This window comes from Enterobacter sp. 342, assembly GCF_036663495.1.
GTDB lineage: Bacteria > Pseudomonadota > Gammaproteobacteria > Enterobacterales > Enterobacteriaceae > Enterobacter.
In genome coordinates, this window is sequence record NZ_JAWUEI010000008.1 from 1 (window position 1) to 17,422 (window position 17,422).

Consider the following 17,422-nt stretch of genomic DNA (forward strand, 5'->3'; position numbering starts at 1 on the left):
GCCGAACTCAGAAGTGAAACGCCGTAGCGCCGATGGTAGTGTGGGGTCTCCCCATGTGAGAGTAGGGAACTGCCAGGCATCAATTAAGTGAAGAGGCCATCCGTAAGGATGGCCTTTTTGCATTTATACGGCGCACAAACAAATCCCCCAACTCCTTGCTTATACGGTAAACTACCTCCGTTTTTGCATCAGGATAGCGTCTATGAACCACTCCCTTAAACCCTGGAATACCTTTGGCATTCAACGCAATGCTAATAACATTGTACGTGCCGATACTGCACAGCAATTGCTGAGTGCATGGCAAAGCGCAACAGAAAACGACGAACCCGTACTGATTCTGGGCGAAGGAAGTAATGTCCTGTTTCTCGAAGATTTTGCCGGAACGGTGATCGTCAACCGCATCATGGGAATTGATGTGGAAGAGCGCGCTGATAGCTGGCATCTGCATGTAGGGGCCGGAGAAAATTGGCATCATCTGGTGCAATTTACCCTTGAGAAGGGGATGCCAGGCCTCGAAAATCTTGCACTGATCCCAGGTTGTGCCGGATCGTCACCCATTCAAAACATCGGTGCCTACGGCATCGAACTGAAACACGTCTGCGAATATGTCGATTGTATTGAACTGGCGACCGGAACGGCTCAGCGTTTGACTGCCGAACAGTGTCATTTTGGTTACCGCGACAGTATTTTCAAACATGAATACCAGGATCGCTATGTGATTGTGGCCGTTGGTCTGCGTCTGGCGAAAAACTGGAAACCAGTCCTCACCTATGGTGATTTAACACGTCTTGACCCAGCAACTGCAACCGCACGTGAGGTGTTTGAGTCTGTTTGCCATATGCGAATGACCAAACTTCCCGATCCAAAAGTGAATGGAAATGCCGGGAGTTTCTTCAAAAACCCAGTCATTAGTGGCGAAAATGCAAAAGCATTTCTTGCTGGATGGCCTGCTGCACCACATTATCCGCAAGCTGATGGCAGCGTGAAGCTGGCTGCGGGCTGGCTTATCGATCAGTGCCAGTTAAAAGGTGCCACGAAGGGCGGGGCTGCAGTGCATCGTCAGCAGGCCCTGGTTCTGATTAACCAGGGCAATGCGACCGGCAGCGATGTTGTGCAACTGGCACACCATGTCCGTCAGTGCGTGGGCGAAAAATTTAATGTCTGGCTGGAGCCAGAAGTCCGCTTCATTGGCCGCACAGGTGAAGTGAATGCCGTGGAGACCATTGCGTGAAGGATAATACCATCCCGTTAACACTGATTGGCATTCTTGCCGACGGTGAGTTTCATTCTGGCGAGCAGTTGGGTGAGCAACTCGGCATGAGCCGTGCCGCCATTAACAAGCACATCCAGACCCTCCGTGACTGGGGAGTAGATGTCTTCACGGTTCCCGGAAAAGGATATAGCCTGCCGGAGCCAATCCAGCTACTGAATGAAGAAGCGATCCGTAACCAGATTGGATATGGCAATGTTGCGGTGCTGCCAGTGATTGATTCGACGAACCAGTATCTTCTGGATCGTCTGCCTGAGCTGAAATCCGGAGATGCCTGTGTTGCGGAGTATCAGCAGGCTGGTCGTGGTCGTCGTGGCCGTAAATGGTTCTCGCCATTTGGTGCCAATCTCTATCTGTCCATGTACTGGCGTCTGGAGCAGGGGCCTGCTGCTGCTATTGGCCTGAGTCTGGTTATTGGGATTGTCATGGCGGAAGTACTGCACGATCTGGGCGCTGATAAAGTGCGTGTTAAATGGCCTAATGATCTTTATCTGAACGATCGTAAGCTTGCAGGTATCCTGGTCGAACTGACAGGAAAAACAGGCGATGCGGCGCAAATCGTTATTGGTGCAGGCCTCAATATGGTGATGCGCAATGTACAAAATGATGTGGTGAATCAGGCCTGGACTAATCTTCAGGAAGCAGGGATCGTCATCGATCGTAACACCCTCGCCGTGCGTATGATTAAGGAATTACGCAGCTCACTCATCCTCTTTGAACAGGAGGGGCTGGCACCATTCCTGTCTCGTTGGGAAAAGCTGGATAACTTTATCAACCGCCCGGTGAAATTACTGATTGGTGATAAAGAGATCTACGGAACATCCCGTGGCATTGACGCACAGGGTGCGTTGCTTCTGGAGCAGGATGGTGTGATCAAGCCGTGGGTAGGCGGTGAAATTTCACTGCGAAGTGCTGAACAACCGGAATGAGTTAATTATGCGAAAACCCGTCTGCGCTACGCTGGCTGTGATGATGAGTTTGCTCTTCTCTCCTCTCTCTCAGGCGGGTCAGGCCTGGGAAAGCTATAAGGCACGCTTTTTCAAACCGGAAGGCCGCATTGTCGATACCGGCAATGGTGACGTTTCGCATACGGAAGGCCAGGGTTTCGCCATGCTGATGGCGGTGGCCAACAACGATAAACCCACGTTCGATAAGCTCTGGCAATGGACAGACAGTCAGCTTAAAAACAAAGATAACGGCCTGTTTTACTGGCGTTATAACCCCGCAGAATCCAACCCGGTCGCCGACAAGAACAACGCCTCCGATGGCGATGTGCTGATTGCCTGGGCACTGTTAAAAGCCGACGCGCGCTGGCATGACAAACGCTACAGCGCTGCATCGGATGCAATTACAAAAGCACTGATTGAGCACAACGTGATCCGCTATGCGGGTTACCGGGTGATGCTACCGGGTGTCCAGGGGTTTAACCTTGATGGTGAAGTGGTACTGAACCCTTCTTATTTCGTGTTTCCGGCATGGCAGGCCTTTGCCGGGCGTAGTCATTTACCGGTCTGGCGTGAATTGATTAAGGACGGGGAACGTCTGCTGGGGAAAATGGGCTCGGGTAAAGCGAATCTGCCCACTGACTGGGTCTCTCTGGCGTCGGGTGGCAAGCTGACTCCGGCCAAAGGTTGGGCACCGCGGATGAGCTACGATGCGATTCGTATTCCGCTGTATGTGGCCTGGGTTGATAAGCAAAGCCCACTGCTGACGCCGTGGCGAGCCTGGTTCGGTCAATTTCCCCGGGAACAAACTCCCGCCTGGGTTAACGTCACTACTAACGAGTATGCACCCTACATGATGGAAGGGGGTCTGCTGGCAGTACGTGATTTAACGATGGGACAGTCTTCCACAGAACCCGAAATCACCTCAAAAGATGATTACTATTCAGCAAGCCTGAAAATGCTGGTATGGATCGCCCGGCAATAATCTGAACATTCCCTCTCCCCGGAGGGAGAGGGAAGCAATGCCATTTTACTGCGGATAAGGTACCCAATCTCCGCCGTTCAGGCGAACGTAAGGTTTGTTCTGGTACTGAATCACCACCGCGTTGGCGTTCTCAGAGACTTCTGCCGTTTGCGGCAGATTGCTGGTGAGCTGATCCCAGTTCACGCTGTCTTCCACAAATAGCTTCCCGTCAACGGCACGGGCAACCAGCTCGGAGATGGCCAGATAGCTGGTTGGCTGGGTGATCTCAATCGGTGCGCCCTGATGCGGAGCCTTCATACCAAAGAATTTAATACCTGCAGGCACATTGGTAATGGACGGGCTTGGGATATCACGCAGACCAGACACCTGCATCCTGTCACCTTTCAACGCGCCACCATGCTCAGGTACCACAACCACCATCACTTTACGGCCTGATTTTTCCAGCTCCGTGAAGAATGCGTCCAGTTCGTCGAAGAACTTCTGCGCACGCACCTTGTAGTCAGCCGTTTTGCTCACACCAGGGAAGTGGTTACCATCGTGAAGCGGCAGGGTGTTAAAGAACGTTGCACTGCGAGGATTATTGTCCTTTTCGATGGTCTGCAGCCAGCGTTGCAGCACGGCGGTGTCGTCATAAACTGGTGAACCGTCGAAGCCTAACAGCGAAACCGGCAGACCCGTTTGATCCATCAGCGGTGCCTGCATACCCCCTTCCTGACGAACCTCTTTCAGGAAATCACCAAACACACCGTTATGACCCAGCATCAGATGCTGTGTAAAGCCCAGTTTTGCCAGGTTATCGAACAGATAGCACTGGTTTCCGGCAGGCTGGTACAGGTTTTTATGTGAGGGTTGGCCGCAGCTTGCGCGCAGCAAACGAATTGCCGCCGGGCCGCTGTACGAGGTTGCAGAGTTGAAATCTTTAAACTGAATGTCGAAATGTGACCACAACGGATGCGACATCAAACCTGCAGCATCCACATCTGCCCAGGAGAGTGAACAGATGTTGATCACCAGCAGTTCAAAGGGTTGAGCATCTGCCGGCAGCGCATCCGGGAACTTAGTCTGTCGCTTATCCTCCGCGGTATAGAAGCTGGAAAGCCAGGCGTTCAGGTTAGTGGAGGTCGGTGGTGCGGTCTGGGTGGGGATATCACCCACTACAGGTGTATCGCCCGCGGTCGCAACGGTTGCCGCCGCACTGCCACCGGTGGTGGTGACAGTTGTGGTCGGTTGACCCGCTGGCCACAGAGAAAAACCGGGACCTGCAAGCGTCAGTACGTTAAGCCAGATCATAATGGCGACGACAAACACCGTGACGCGGACCCACTGCGACAGAAATAGCCAGGCAACCAGCAGCACAAAGACGGCACCAATCATCTGCCAGTTAATAAAGCGCTCAGTGAGGTCAAGGACATAGCTGGCGCTAAACCCGGCAACCTGCGATCCCTGGCTCATAATGCTGTCCGGCCCCGGTAGCCAGGTATCATGCCAGAATAGTGCAAAGCCGACAGGGATGGCCACCCAGTGGCGTAAGCGATGCAGCCTGATATTTGGCAGAGGCATCAGCAGGAAGGCCATAAACACCAGGTTGAGAAGAGGATGGAAATTCAAATAGCCTGCCCAAAGCAGACCAAACTTCACCAGAAAGTAGAAGTTCCAGCCAGAAAGGCCGCGCCAGTATTGCCACAGCGGCGAGGGTGACGAAGCGGTATAGGTAGAATTAGTCATGTTTTCGGTCTGCCTTGACGTGTGATGCCCGTGTCAGTGTTCCGGCTGGTTTTACATAGCGAGGTTTTACAAACAGCACTCTGGCCGTATCACGGATACGGCGTATTGAATGGCGCGCGTAGTAGCCAAGCGGGAAAAAGATCAGCGCACAGAATACGACCAGTTGAATAATATCGCTGATACTCATGATGGTGTGTTCTCCCCATTCTCAGTTAACAGGCGAAGGGGTTCCGGAATCCGACGCCAGACATGTCCATCATATTTGGCATTGAGAATCGGTTTAACCTCACTCTTGATAGCGAGCGGTTTAACCCATTGTTCAGGCTTGAGGGCGCGCATCTGCACCAACTCTGCGCTGATAGAGTTATCTTCGAACCAGATCATACGGTTAGAGAAAATATCCCCGGTCGGCAGGGGGAAGATGTGGTTAAGCGCAGTATCGAGATCGTTTACCCGGCAGAAGGATAAAAACAGTACCAGACGATTGTCGCCAATGGTCATGATGTCCCCTGTGCGGTTCGGACGGCACAACGTGAGGGCCTGTTCAACGCGAATACCCGGTACAGGGCGCAGAGCAACCATGACCCCTTTTCCGTCTGCCGGAAGTAGCGTGTTGTTCATCATGTTGCTAACGGCGTCGCAGAAGGTATCCCATTTTTGGTATCCACGCAGTTTCATCGGTTGCGTCATGGAGAGCAATGTGGACACATCTTCCGGGACATGGCGGCTGAACTGCTGGCCCTGAACGCTCTCGATAAGCGTCAGGCAGCGCGACAACGGCGCATTCCATGGAATGACCATATTGGCACCACAGCCCAAAAGCAGGCGCTCATCGGTGGCGCGCAGGCTGGTATTGTTTTCGCGCACGATAATTTTTAACGCACTTCCGCGCTGGCGACGTAAGGTGTGGATTTGCCTTGCCAGCGTCTCAATCTGGTTATTCTGCATCAACGAGAAAACAATCGTTGCTGCCTGGGTTGTGCGGGCTTCATGAAAAAGCGCTTCGTTAGATTCAAACAGTGACCAGTTTTCCGACAGTGCAGGTGCTCCCTCTAAAACCGCAATATGGCTCAGAATCCGTTTTTCATCACTGCGCGGTTGCACCACCGTTTCTTCTTGCTTTGCCAGGTGCCACCTACCCTCGATATGTTTAAGGGTTAGCTGTTGTCTGGCGCTCACGCCTTTTTCATTGCATCAGAATGCAATGTCGTAGAGATAGCTACCGACCTGATCACGCATACTTGCCAGACCAAACAGGGAGCGATATTCACCCATTAAAAGTGAGAAGAGCTTGTCATTATTACTGCCAGGATTGACTATCAATAGCGTGCAATTTTGAAACTTTGTCCATTTATTGATTTTTTCCAGCCAGGTCAGCAGTTTTTCTGCGGGGATATTTTGCAGGACGTTATTCGCACATTTAAGGATCACCAGATGGTGATCCGGATCAATAGTGCACTGAACGTCGCGGGACAAAAAGTATAGACTATCGACTTCCGAAGACATGGAAAATAATCGCACAGACTGCGGTCCGCGGTCACTTTCGAGCGAAATAATTTTCTTCGGGTCATCGCCCATGCAAATGACGGCTACGCGGGAATCCTTATCCTGCGCGGCAATTGTCTGGTTTACCAGACTGATAGCATCTTCATTTCGGTCCGTATTAATCCACCAGACTCCTCCGACTGGCATGTGGCTCAATTCGTCCCATAATGACTGGATGCCAATAGAAAATATGGAGTCCACGGTGTCCCTCTTTTCGTCTAATTTATCTGTATCTCAGTTTACTAGCGAAAGCGTAGAAATAAACCTAACATTGAAATTAAAGAACATCAGATTTAGCATGTAAATGAAATTTGATAGGCAGGATGCCTCGCTACTTCTGAACATGCGATTTTACTCAAAGGGATGGAAGAGAATGGATAATAATGAACCCGGTACCCCAGTCGACTCAACTCTGGGTTACACATTCCAGAATGATTTTCTGGCGCTTACGCAGGCTTTTTCTTTACCTGAAATAGATTACACCGATATTTCCCAGCGGGAACAGTTGGCTGCGGCTATTAAACGTTGGCCGTTATTAGCTGAATTTGCCCATCGACAATAAGGGAGCCATTGATGGCCATACTCGGATTACAAGGCATCCGTGGCGGGGTGGGTACCACATCCGTGACTGCGGCGCTGGCGTGGTCATTACAGCTTTTAGGTGAGTCGGTGCTGGTTATTGATGCCTGCGCCGATAATTTGCTGCGTATGTCGTTTAATGTCGACTTTACGCGCGAAGAGGGCTGGGCTCGCGCGCTGCTTGATGATAAAGACTGGCGGGATGCGGGTATGCGTTATACCTCCCAGCTTGATTTACTGCCTTTTGGTCAATTGACCACTGCGGAACGCGAAAATGAGGCGGCTTATCAGCGTCTGTTTTCGCAATTCACGCTTGCGCTGCAGAGCCTGAAAGAAAAAGGGCACTATAAATGGATCCTGCTGGATCTGCCGCATGGCTCCGGCACGCTGACCCGACAGCTTATCGCGCAGTGCAATCATGTCCTCTCGGTCGTCAACGTCGATGCGAATTGCCATATCCGTTTGCATCAGCAAGGGCTGCCTCAGAATGGACATATTCTGATTAACGATTTACGCATTGGCAGCCAGATCCAGGACGATCTGTATCAGGTGTGGCTGCAAAGTCAGCGCCGCTTGCTTCCGATTGTCATCCATCGTGATGAGGGAATGGCGGAATGCCTTGCCTCTAAGCAACCGCTCGGGGAATACCGCAGCGATTCACTGGCGGCAGAAGAGATTCTGACACTGGCTAACTGGTGTCTGCTGAACTTCGCCAACGCGGCGGACCCTGCAGGGAGTTCGGTATGAGTCGTCTCGCCAGCTGGTTACTCATCCCGCCGGTTAGTTCGCGTTTGAGCGAACATTACCGGCATTTTCGCCGGCATGGTGCTTCGTCATTTAGTGCCGCGCTCGGCTGTTTCTGGATGATTCTGGCCTGGATGTTCATTCCACTCGAACACCCGCGCTGGCAGCACATACGTGCGCGGCACAGCGAGTTATATCCGCACATTAACCCAGACCGGCCACGGCCTTTGGATCCGGCGCGATACCTTATTCAGGCTATCTGGCTGGTGGCAACATCCCCCCGGTCAGAGAAAAAAGTGCCGCACTGGCGCAGCTTCTCTCGTGTTCAGCTGTTACGTGAACGCTACCATCAGTGGCTGAATAAATTGCCCGATAGCGTGACCGATAAGACCAGCCACCTGGATAACCATAAAGAGCTCGGGCATCTCCACCCGGGCTTGCGGCGTTTTATTCTCGGCGTGATCGTCGTCTTCTCGCTCATCCTGGCGCTGGTCTGTATAACGCAACCCTTTAACCCGCTGGCACAGTTCACCTTCCTGATTCTGCTGTGGGGCGTGGCATTGCTGGTTCGCCGTATTCCGGGTCGCTTCTCAGCCCTGATGCTGATTGTATTGTCGTTGACCGTCTCCTGCCGCTACATCTGGTGGCGTTATACCTCAACGCTGAACTGGGACGATCCGGTCAGTCTGGTATGCGGTCTGGTTCTGCTGTTTGCGGAAACCTACGCTTGGGTTGTACTGGTGCTGGGCTATTTCCAGGTGATCTGGCCGCTCAACCGCCAGCCGGTTCCGCTGCCAAAAGATACCTCTCAGTGGCCGTCAGTGGATCTCTTTGTCCCCACCTACAACGAAGATCTGAGCGTGGTGAAAAACACCATTTATGCCGCGCTGGGTATCGACTGGCCAAAAGATAAACTCAAAGTCTGGATCCTCGACGACGGTGATCGTCCGGCGTTTCGTCAGTTTGCGGAAGAGGTGGGAGTCGAGTACATCGCCCGTCCGACTCACGAGCATGCAAAAGCCGGGAACATCAACAACGCGCTGAAGTATGCCACTGGCGAGTTTGTCTCGATCTTTGACTGCGACCACGTACCGACGCGCTCGTTCCTGCAGATGACCATGGGCTGGTTCCTGAAAGAGAAAGAGCTGGCAATGATGCAGACGCCGCACCACTTCTTCTCGCCGGATCCGTTTGAACGTAACCTTGGCCGTTTCCGTAAAACCCCGAACGAAGGCACGCTGTTCTATGGCCTGGTGCAGGACGGGAACGACATGTGGGATGCCACCTTCTTCTGCGGCTCCTGTGCGGTTATTCGCCGCAAACCGCTGGATGAAATTGGGGGCATTGCGGTCGAAACGGTTACCGAAGATGCGCATACCTCGCTGCGTCTGCACCGTCGTGGTTATACCTCTGCCTATATGCGTATTCCCCAGGCCGCTGGTCTGGCAACGGAGTCACTGTCGGCGCACATTGGTCAGCGTATTCGCTGGGCACGCGGCATGGTGCAAATCTTCCGTCTCGATAACCCACTGATTGGGAAAGGGCTCAAGCTGGCGCAGCGTCTTTGCTACGTCAACGCCATGTTCCACTTCTTGTCCGGTATCCCGCGGCTGATCTTCCTGACTGCGCCACTGGCCTTCCTGCTTCTTCACGCTTACATCATCTACGCCCCGGCGCTGATGATTGCGCTGTTTGTTTTGCCGCATATGATCCACGCGAGCCTGACGAACTCGAAGATTCAGGGTAAATACCGCCATTCATTCTGGAGTGAAATCTACGAAACGGTGCTGGCCTGGTATATCGCCCCGCCAACGATGGTGGCGCTGATTAACCCGCACAAAGGTAAATTTAACGTCACCGCGAAGGGTGGTCTGGTGGAAGAGGAATACGTCGACTGGGTGATCTCCCGTCCGTATATCTTCCTGGTATTGCTGAACATTGTTGGCGTTATCGCGGGTATCTGGCGTTACTTCTATGGCCCGGAAAACGAGATCCTGACCGTGTTCGTGAGTATGGCATGGGTGTTCTACAACCTGATTATCCTCGGTGGCGCAGTTGCCGTGTCGGTAGAGAGCAAGCAGGTACGTCGTGCGCATCGTGTTGAAATCTGTATGCCTGCGGCACTTGCCCGTGAAGATGGACACCTCTTCTCCTGTACCGTGCACGACTTCTCTGACGGTGGTCTTGGGATCAAAATCAACGGTCAGGCGAAAGTGCTGGAAGGGCAGAAAGTTAACCTGCTGCTTAAACGTGGTCAGCAGGAGTATGTCTTCCCGACGCAAGTTGTTCGTGTGGCAGGGGATGAAGTCGGTCTGCAGCTGATGCCGTTGACCAAAAAGCAGCATATTGATTTTGTGCAGTGTACGTTTGCCCGCGCGGATACGTGGGCTCTCTGGCAGGACAGCTTCCCGGAAGATAAACCTCTGGAAAGCCTGCTGGATATTCTGAAGCTGGGGTTCCGTGGCTATCGTCACCTTGCAGAATTTGCCCCGTCGTCGGTGAAAATAATTTTCCGGTCACTTACTTCGCTGGTTTCCTGGGTCGTGTCGTTCATTCCTCGTCGTCCTGAGCGGGATGAGGCGAAGCAGGCGGACCCGGTTATGGCTCAACAATGATGATAACGCGATGAAAACAAAACTTTCCTGGTTATGTGCAGTGGCAATGGGGATGAGTGCAATCCCCGCAACAATGGCTAACGCAGCTCCTGGTAACGCAGCGGCAACGCCTGCGCCAACGGTGCCTGTCGTCGCGCAAGCAACCGATGCGGTTGTCACTGCGGCACCCGGTCAAACAGAAAACATCACTCCGAACCAGCCAACGGAGGGGAACACCCTGCCGGCAGACAGCCAGGTCATCGGGCAGGTGATGCCGGGCGTCCGGGGTGCAAATGCGCCCGTTGTCGCGGACAATGCCCCGTCACGGGATGTGAAGCTGACCTTTGCGCAAATTGCGCCCCCCCCGGGAAGTATGGTACTGCGCGGCATCAACCCTAACGGCGGTATTGAGTTTGGTATGCGCAGTGATGAGGTTATCTCTAATGCGGTGCTGAACCTTGAATACACCCCATCTCCGTCGCTGTTGCCCGTGCAGTCTCAGCTGAAGGTTTACCTGAATGACGAGCTGATGGACGTTCTGCCCGTCACGAAGGAGCAGCTGGGTAAAAAAACACAGGCTCAGGTGCCGATCAACCCGCTGTTTATCACCGACTTTAACCGTATCCGTCTGGAGTTTGTCGGTCACTACCGTGATGTCTGTGAAAACCCGGCCAGCAACACACTGTGGATGGATGTAGGGCGCAACTCCTCGCTGCAGATGACCTACCAGTCACTGGCGCTGAAAAACGATCTCTCAGCGTTCCCCATTCCGTTCTTTGATCCGCGTGACAACCGTTCGCTAACCCTGCCGATGGTCTTCGCCTCGTCCCCGGATGTGACTGAGCAACTCGCGGCCACGATTGTGGCATCCTGGTTTGGTTCTCGTTCCGGCTGGCGCGGCCAGAGCTTCCCGGTGATGTACGATAAAATGCCGGACAGAAACGCGATCGTCTTTGCGACCAATGCCAAACGACCAGCCTTCCTTCGCGATCATCCAGACGTTAAAGCGCCAACCATTGAAATGGTAAGCCACCCGGATAACCCGTACGTGAAGCTGCTGGTGGTCTTTGGTCGTGATGATAAAGATCTGGTGCAGGCCGCAAAAGCGATTGCTCAGGGCAATGTCCTGTTCCGCGGTAACAGTGTCGTTGTGGATGAAGTTAAGCCACTGCTGGCGCGTAAACCTTACGATGCGCCAAACTGGGTACGTACTGACCGTGCAGTGACATTTGGTGAACTGAAAACGTATGAAGAGCAGTTGCAGGCGACCGGGCTTGAGCCTGCACCAATTAGCCTGTCACTGAATCTGCCGCCGGATCTGTACCTGCTGCGTACCAACGGGATTGATATCAATCTGAACTATCGTTACACCTCGCCGGTAACGAAAGACAGCTCGCGCATGGATATCAGCCTGAACAACCAGTTCCTGCAATCTTTTAGCCTGCAAAGCACTCAGGATAATAGCCGACTGATGCTTCGCCTGCCGGTGTTGCAGGGGCTGCTGGACGGGAAAACGGATGTCTCTATCCCGGCGCTGAAGCTGGGTGCGGTGAACCAGTTACGCTTTGATTTCCAGTACATGAACCCGATGCCTGGCGGTTCGATAGATAACTGCGTGACCTTCCAGCCTGTACAGAACCACGTCGTGATTGGCGATGAGTCGACCATCGACTTCTCGAAGTACTATCACTTCCTGGCGATGCCAGATCTGCGTGCATTTGCTAATGCGGGCTTCCCGTTCAGCCGTATGGCCGATCTCTCTGAATCCATTGTCGTTATGCCAAAAGCGCCAAATGAAGGGCAGGTGACAACGCTGCTGGATACCATGGCGACCGTAGGAGCACAGACAGGGTTACCGGCAATTAACGTCACGTTGACTGATGATGGTAGCCAGATCCAGAACAAAGATGCTGACATCATGGTGATCGGTACCATCCCGGATAAGCTGAAGGATGACAAACGTATCGATCTGCTGGTGAAAGCGGCTCAGTCATGGGTTAACACCCCGATGCGCCAGACCGAGTTCCCGAGCATTATGCCGGATGTTAACGATCGCCAGGCCAGCGTGCAGACGACCGTAACGTCTCAGGGAGCCATGGCCGCAGTGGTGGGCTTCCAGTCACCTTACAACGAGCAACGTAGCGTTGTGGCTCTTCTTGCGGACAGCCCGCGCGGGTATGAACTGCTGAATACCGCGATGAACGACAGCGGTAAACGTGCCGCGATGTTTGGTTCGGTGTCGGTGATTCGTGAGTCTGGCGTTAACAGCCTGCGCGTGGGCGATGTGTATTACGTCGGCCATCTGCCATGGTTCGAACGTCTGTGGTATGCGCTGGCTAACCATCCGGTTCTGCTCGCCATCCTGGCTGCGGTCAGTGTGGTACTGCTGGCGTGGGTGTTGTGGCGTCTGCTGCGTATCATCAGTCGTCGTCGCCTTAATCCGGATGAGTAAGATGTGATGAAAGCCTTTCGCTGGTGTGCATTAGCAGCGTTGATGCTGGCGGCGCTTCCTCTTCGCGCCGCCTGTACCTGGCCTGCCTGGGAGCAGTTTAAAAAGGATTACATCAGTGAGAGCGGGCGTGTCATTGATCCCAGTGACACGCGCAAAATTACGACGTCGGAAGGACAAAGCTACGCCTTGTTCTTTGCCCTGGCCGCGAATGATCGCAAAGCGTTTGACCAGTTGCTGACGTGGACGCGCGATAACCTTGCCAGTGGCAATCTCAGTGACCATCTGCCGGCCTGGCTATGGGGACAGAAAGACAAAGAAAACTGGGCGGTTATTGATACCAATTCCGCCTCAGATGCCGATGTCTGGATCGCATGGTCGCTGCTTGAGGCGGGCCGGTTGTGGAAGCATCCGGAGTATACCCGCACGGGTAAGGCACTGCTGAAACGCATTGTCAGCGAGGAAGTGGTAAAAGTGCCCGGTCTCGGCGCGATGCTGCTTCCCGGCAAAGTGGGTTTTGCCGAAGAGAAAAGCTGGCGCTTCAACCCCAGTTATTTACCTCCGCAGTTAGCGAGCTATTTCACGCGCTTCGGTGCTCCGTGGACGACCCTTCGTGAAACCAATCTCCGTTTGCTGCTGGAGAGTGCGCCGAAAGGTTTTTCGCCGGACTGGGTGCAGTACCAGAAAAACAAAGGCTGGCGGTTACAACAGGATAAGACGCTGGTAGGGGGCTATGACGCCATTCGCGTCTACCTCTGGGTGGGGATGATGAGTGATAACGATCCCCAGAAAGCCCGGCTACTGACGCGCTTCCAGCCGATGGCGGCAATGACAATGAAACACGGTGTGCCGCCGGAGAAAATGGATGTGGCGAGTGGAAAACGCACGGGTAAGGGCCCGGTCGGTTTCTCTGCCGCGATGCTGCCTTTTTTACAACAGCGTGATGCCCAGGCGGTTCAGCGCCAGCGCGTTGCAGACCATTTTCCCGATAATAATGCCTATTACAGTTACGTACTGACTCTCTTTGGGCAAGGATGGGATCAGCATCGTTTTCGCTTCACCGCTAAAGGTGAATTAATACCGGATTGGGGCCAGGAATGCGCAAGTTCACAGTAAGTCTACTCAGTTTATCGCTTGGCCTGGCATTGATGCCGTTGGCTCAGGCCGCTAACTCTCCCCAGCAGAGACAACTGCTGGAACAGGTTCGGCTGGGTGAATCAACTCAGCGTGAGGATTTGGTTCGACAGTCACTTTATCGTCTTGAGTTGATTGACCCGAACAACCCTGACGTCATCGCCGCACGCTTTCGTTACCTGCTTCGTCAGGGTGATACCGCTGGTGCGCAAAAAGAGCTGGATCGACTGAAAGGGATCGCGCCGGGCTCCAGTGTGTATCAGTCATCACGTAATACGATGTTGCTCTCCACCCCTGATGGTCGCCAGCAGCTACAGCAGGCCAGATTGCTTGCTACGACGGGGCACACTCAGGAGGCAATTGCCGCCTATGACAAGCTGTTTGGCGGCAACCCACCGAGTGGCGACCTGGCGACGGAATACTGGAATGTCGTGGCGAAAGATCCTGCCCGCCGCAATGCAGCGATTAACCAGCTCAAGAAAATAAATACCAGCAACCCCGGAAATACACAGCTGCAGGCAACGCTGTCTCAACTTCTGTTCCAGAGTGGACGGCGCGATGAAGGCTTTGCGGTGTTGCAGGAGATGGCTAAATCTACCAATGGCCGCAATCAGGCGTCAGATTTGTGGTATGAGCAGATAAAAGGCCAGCCTGCCAGCAGCGCCAGCGTCAGCGCGTTGCAAAAATATCTGAGTGTGTTCAGCGACGGGGATAATGTCACGGCGGCACGCTCACAGCTTGAAGCACAACAAAAACAGCTTGCTGACCCGGCGTTCCGTGCGAAAGCGGAAGGACTGGCCGCAGTGGATGCCGGACAGGGTGGTAAGGCGGTAGCTGAACTGCAAAAAGCCGTCAGCGCCAACCATGCTGACAGCGAGGCGGTGGGGGCCCTGGGGCAGGCTTATTCCCAGAAAGGTGATCGCGCCCGCGCAGTGGCACAGTTTGAAAAGGCGATTGCCCTCGATCCCCAGAGTGATAACCGGGGAAAATGGGACAGTTTGCTGAAAGTTAACCGTTACTGGCTGCTGATCCAGCAAGGGGATGCGGCGCTGAAGGCGAATAACCCGGCGCAGGCAGAGCGTTACTATCAGCAGGCACGCAATATCGACAATACCGACAGTTATGCTGTGCTGGGGCTGGGAGATGTCGCGGCAGCGCGTAAAGATAACGACGCGGCAGAACGTTATTATCGCCAGGCGTTGCGTATGGACAGCGGCAACAGCAATGCGGTTCGTGGTCTTGCCAATATTTACCGCGCGCAGTCTCCTGAGAAAGCTTCGCAGTTTATCCAGTCGCTGTCTGCCAGCCAGCGCCGGAGCATTGATGATATTGAACGTAGTCTGACCAACGAGCAGCTATCAGCCCAGGCAGAACAGCTGGAAAATCAGGGTAAATACGCTCAGGCAGCAGAAATTCAGCGTCGCCGTCTGGCACTCTCTCCTGGCGACGTGTGGATAACATACCGACTGTCGCGCGATCTCTACAGCGCGGGCCAGCGTAGCCAGGCGGATACCCTGATGCGTCAGCTTGCCAGCCAGAAACCGTCTGACCCGGATCAGGTGTATGCCACCGGGCTGTATCTTTCCGGAAACGATCAAGACCGGGCTGCCCTGGCGCATCTGGACACGCTTCCGCGTAACCAGTGGAATAGTAACATTCAGGAGCTGGCCGACCGCCTGCAAAGCAACCAGGTGCTGGAAACCGCCAACCGTCTGCGCGACAGCGGCAAAGAGCAGGAAGCAGAAAATCTCCTCCGCCAGCAACCGACCTCCACTCGAATTGACTTAACTCTGGCAGACTGGGCACAGCAGCGTGGTGATCTTAATGAGGCAAAAACGGCTTACAGTGCCGTGTTGCAGCGTGAGCCGCAGAACGAAGATGCGATCCTCGGTCTGACTGAAATTTACAGTGCACAAGGTGACAAGGATGCCGCGCGCGCCGAACTGGCTAAATTGCCAGCCGCGCAAAATGGTCAGCCGTTGTCGCTCAATATGCAACGCCGGATTGCGATGGCGCAGGCCGGTCTGGGCGATTCCGCAGCCGCAGAACAAACATTCAACAAAATCATCCCGCAGGCCAAATCGCAACCCGGTTCCATGGAAAACGCGCTGGTGTTACGTGATGCTGCGCGTTTCCAGGCGCAAAACGGCCAACCTCAGCAGGCGCTGGATACCTATAAAGATGCGATGGTCTCGTCTGGTATCACGACGACGCGCCCGACCGACAACGACAGCTTCACCCGTTTGACGCGTAATGATGAAAAAGACGACTGGCTGAAACGTGGTGTGCGCAGTGATGCCGGTGATTTGTACCGCCAGCAGGATGTTAACGTCACACTGCAACATGATTACTGGGGATCTAGCGGTACGGGTGGTTATTCTGACCTGAAGGCGCATACCACCATGCTGCAGGTTGATGCCCCGCTCTCTGATGGACGTATGTTCTTCCGCAGCGACCTGGTCAATATGGACGCCGGATCGTTTGACACGAATGACGGGAAGTACGATCCAAACTGGGGTACCTGTTCAGCGACACCGTGTAGCGGCAACACCCATCAGTCAGACAATGGCGCGAGCGTCGCCGTTGGCTGGCAGAATAAAACCTGGGCGATGGATATTGGTACCACGCCAATGGGCTTTGATGTCGTCGACGTGGTCGGCGGTATCAGTTACAGCAGCGATCTGGGGCCAATCGGCTATACCGTTAACGCCCACCGCCGACCAATATCCAGCTCTCTGCTCGCCTTCGCCGGGCAAAAAGACACCAATACCGGCACCACCTGGGGTGGCGTACGCGCTACGGGTGGTGGTGTGAGTGTCAGCTATGACAAAGGCGAGGCGAATGGTGTCTGGTCGAGCCTGAATGCAGAAACGCTGACGGGTAAAAATGTGGAAGATAACTGGCGCGTCCGCTGGATGACGGGTTACTACTACAAGCTGATTAATAAAAACAATGAGCGCCTGACGGTCGGCGTCTCCAATATGTTGTGGCACTACGACAAAGATCTGAGCGGGTATTCTCTGGGTCAGGGTGGTTACTATAGCCCGCAGGAGTATGTCTCCTTCGCTTTGCCAGTGACCTGGCGTAAACGCACAGAGAACTGGTCCTGGGAGTTGGGTGGCTCGGTATCCTGGTCTCATTCAAAAACCAAAGACGAGTTGCGCTACCCGATCCAGAGCCTGATCCCGACCGATGAGCCAGGCCGCTATACTGACCGGGGCGCGATGGAAACCGGCAGTAGCTCCTCAGGCACAGGTTATACCGCGCGGGCTATTATCGAACGTCGTGTAACGTCCAACTGGTTTGTGGGCATGGGCGTGGATATTCAGGAAGCGAAAGACTATACCCCAAGCCATGCGTTGCTGTATGTACGCTACTCTGCTGCAGGCTGGCAGGGCGATATGGACTTACCGCCGCAGCCGCTCATCCCTTACGCGGACTGGTAATCGGATT

The 17,422-nt window shown here is 53.9% G+C and carries 11 protein-coding genes, 1 rRNA gene and 1 pseudogene; 10 read left to right on the top strand and 3 right to left on the bottom strand.

Annotated features, from left to right (window positions below; all coding sequences use genetic code 11):
- From rrf to V6E55_RS08495, 4 genes are all read left to right on the top strand, one after another.
- Positions 1 to 78: ribosomal RNA gene (gene rrf / locus V6E55_RS25810) — 5S ribosomal RNA — on the top strand; the annotation flags it as partial.
- A gap of 124 nt (positions 79 to 202) precedes the next feature.
- Positions 203 to 1,231, top strand: a complete 1,029-nt coding sequence (gene murB / locus V6E55_RS08485; RefSeq protein ID WP_236919852.1) for a UDP-N-acetylmuramate dehydrogenase — start codon at positions 203 to 205, stop codon at positions 1,229 to 1,231.
- Positions 1,228 to 2,199, top strand: coding sequence for a bifunctional biotin--[acetyl-CoA-carboxylase] ligase/biotin operon repressor BirA (gene birA / locus V6E55_RS08490; protein ID WP_108091158.1), 972 nt, complete (start codon positions 1,228 to 1,230; stop codon positions 2,197 to 2,199). The genes murB and birA overlap by 4 nt, the downstream gene beginning before the upstream one ends.
- Before the next feature lie 7 nt (positions 2,200 to 2,206).
- Positions 2,207 to 3,199 carry a glycosyl hydrolase family 8 gene (locus V6E55_RS08495; RefSeq protein ID WP_316942587.1) on the top strand — a complete coding sequence of 331 codons (993 nt, stop codon included), beginning with the start codon at positions 2,207 to 2,209 and terminating at the stop codon, positions 3,197 to 3,199.
- 45 nt (positions 3,200 to 3,244) lie between these two features.
- Here the strand turns inward: V6E55_RS08495 and bcsG are convergent, their stop codons facing one another.
- The 3 genes and pseudogenes from bcsG to bcsE all read right to left on the bottom strand — a co-directional run bounded on the left by bcsG (position 3,245) and on the right by bcsE (position 6,670).
- The gene (gene bcsG, locus V6E55_RS08500; RefSeq protein ID WP_114980145.1) at positions 3,245 to 4,924 is read right to left on the bottom strand and encodes a cellulose biosynthesis protein BcsG; all 1,680 of its coding nucleotides are present in this window, start codon (positions 4,922 to 4,924) and stop codon (positions 3,245 to 3,247) included.
- Entirely contained in the window at positions 4,917 to 5,114 is a 198-nt protein-coding gene (gene bcsF, locus V6E55_RS08505) for a cellulose biosynthesis protein BcsF (protein WP_114980146.1), read from the bottom strand. The genes bcsG and bcsF overlap by 8 nt, the downstream gene beginning before the upstream one ends.
- Positions 5,108 to 6,670: pseudogene (bcsE, locus tag V6E55_RS08510) on the bottom strand (cellulose biosynthesis c-di-GMP-binding protein BcsE). Before bcsE ends, bcsF begins: the two are co-directional and overlap by 7 nt.
- Before the next feature lie 172 nt (positions 6,671 to 6,842).
- Here bcsE and bcsR point away from each other — a divergent pair.
- From bcsR to bcsC, 6 genes are read left to right on the top strand one after another with little or no spacing between them, the layout of a single operon-like run.
- The gene (bcsR, locus tag V6E55_RS08515) at positions 6,843 to 7,031 is read left to right on the top strand and encodes a cellulose biosynthesis protein BcsR (protein ID WP_316942588.1); all 189 of its coding nucleotides are present in this window, start codon (positions 6,843 to 6,845) and stop codon (positions 7,029 to 7,031) included.
- Positions 7,032 to 7,042: 11 nt separating this feature from the next.
- A complete protein-coding gene (gene bcsQ / locus V6E55_RS08520) occupies positions 7,043 to 7,795 on the top strand; it encodes a cellulose biosynthesis protein BcsQ (protein ID WP_114980148.1) in 753 nt (250 codons plus the stop codon).
- Positions 7,792 to 10,407 carry a UDP-forming cellulose synthase catalytic subunit gene (gene bcsA / locus V6E55_RS08525; protein WP_114980149.1) on the top strand — a complete coding sequence of 872 codons (2,616 nt, stop codon included), beginning with the start codon at positions 7,792 to 7,794 and terminating at the stop codon, positions 10,405 to 10,407. Before bcsQ ends, bcsA begins: the two co-directional genes overlap by 4 nt.
- A 10-nt stretch (positions 10,408 to 10,417) precedes the next feature.
- On the top strand, positions 10,418 to 12,838 hold the full coding sequence (gene bcsB, locus V6E55_RS08530; protein WP_316942589.1) for a cellulose biosynthesis cyclic di-GMP-binding regulatory protein BcsB: 2,421 nt from the start codon (positions 10,418 to 10,420) through the stop codon (positions 12,836 to 12,838).
- Between the two features lie 6 nt (positions 12,839 to 12,844).
- The gene (gene bcsZ, locus V6E55_RS08535; RefSeq protein WP_316942664.1) at positions 12,845 to 13,951 is read left to right on the top strand and encodes a cellulose synthase complex periplasmic endoglucanase BcsZ; all 1,107 of its coding nucleotides are present in this window, start codon (positions 12,845 to 12,847) and stop codon (positions 13,949 to 13,951) included.
- Positions 13,933 to 17,415, top strand: coding sequence for a cellulose synthase complex outer membrane protein BcsC (bcsC, locus tag V6E55_RS08540; protein ID WP_316942590.1), 3,483 nt, complete (start codon positions 13,933 to 13,935; stop codon positions 17,413 to 17,415). The genes bcsZ and bcsC overlap by 19 nt, the downstream gene beginning before the upstream one ends.
- Positions 17,416 to 17,422 lie beyond the last annotated feature (7 nt).

Bases quoted from the DNA above. Each gene is read 5' to 3' on its own strand.
- murB (WP_236919852.1), top strand. From the start codon at position 203: ATGAACCACTCCCTTAAACCCTGGAATACCTTTGGCATTCAACGCAAT.
- V6E55_RS08495 (WP_316942587.1), top strand. From the start codon at position 2,207: ATGCGAAAACCCGTCTGCGCTACGCTGGCTGTGATGATGAGTTTGCTC.
- bcsG (WP_114980145.1), bottom strand. From the start codon at position 4,924: ATGACTAATTCTACCTATACCGCTTCGTCACCCTCGCCGCTGTGGCAA.
- bcsR (WP_316942588.1), top strand. From the start codon at position 6,843: ATGGATAATAATGAACCCGGTACCCCAGTCGACTCAACTCTGGGTTAC.
- bcsQ (WP_114980148.1), top strand. From the start codon at position 7,043: ATGGCCATACTCGGATTACAAGGCATCCGTGGCGGGGTGGGTACCACA.
- bcsA (WP_114980149.1), top strand. From the start codon at position 7,792: ATGAGTCGTCTCGCCAGCTGGTTACTCATCCCGCCGGTTAGTTCGCGT.
- bcsB (WP_316942589.1), top strand. From the start codon at position 10,418: ATGAAAACAAAACTTTCCTGGTTATGTGCAGTGGCAATGGGGATGAGT.
- bcsZ (WP_316942664.1), top strand. From the start codon at position 12,845: ATGAAAGCCTTTCGCTGGTGTGCATTAGCAGCGTTGATGCTGGCGGCG.
- bcsC (WP_316942590.1), top strand. From the start codon at position 13,933: ATGCGCAAGTTCACAGTAAGTCTACTCAGTTTATCGCTTGGCCTGGCA.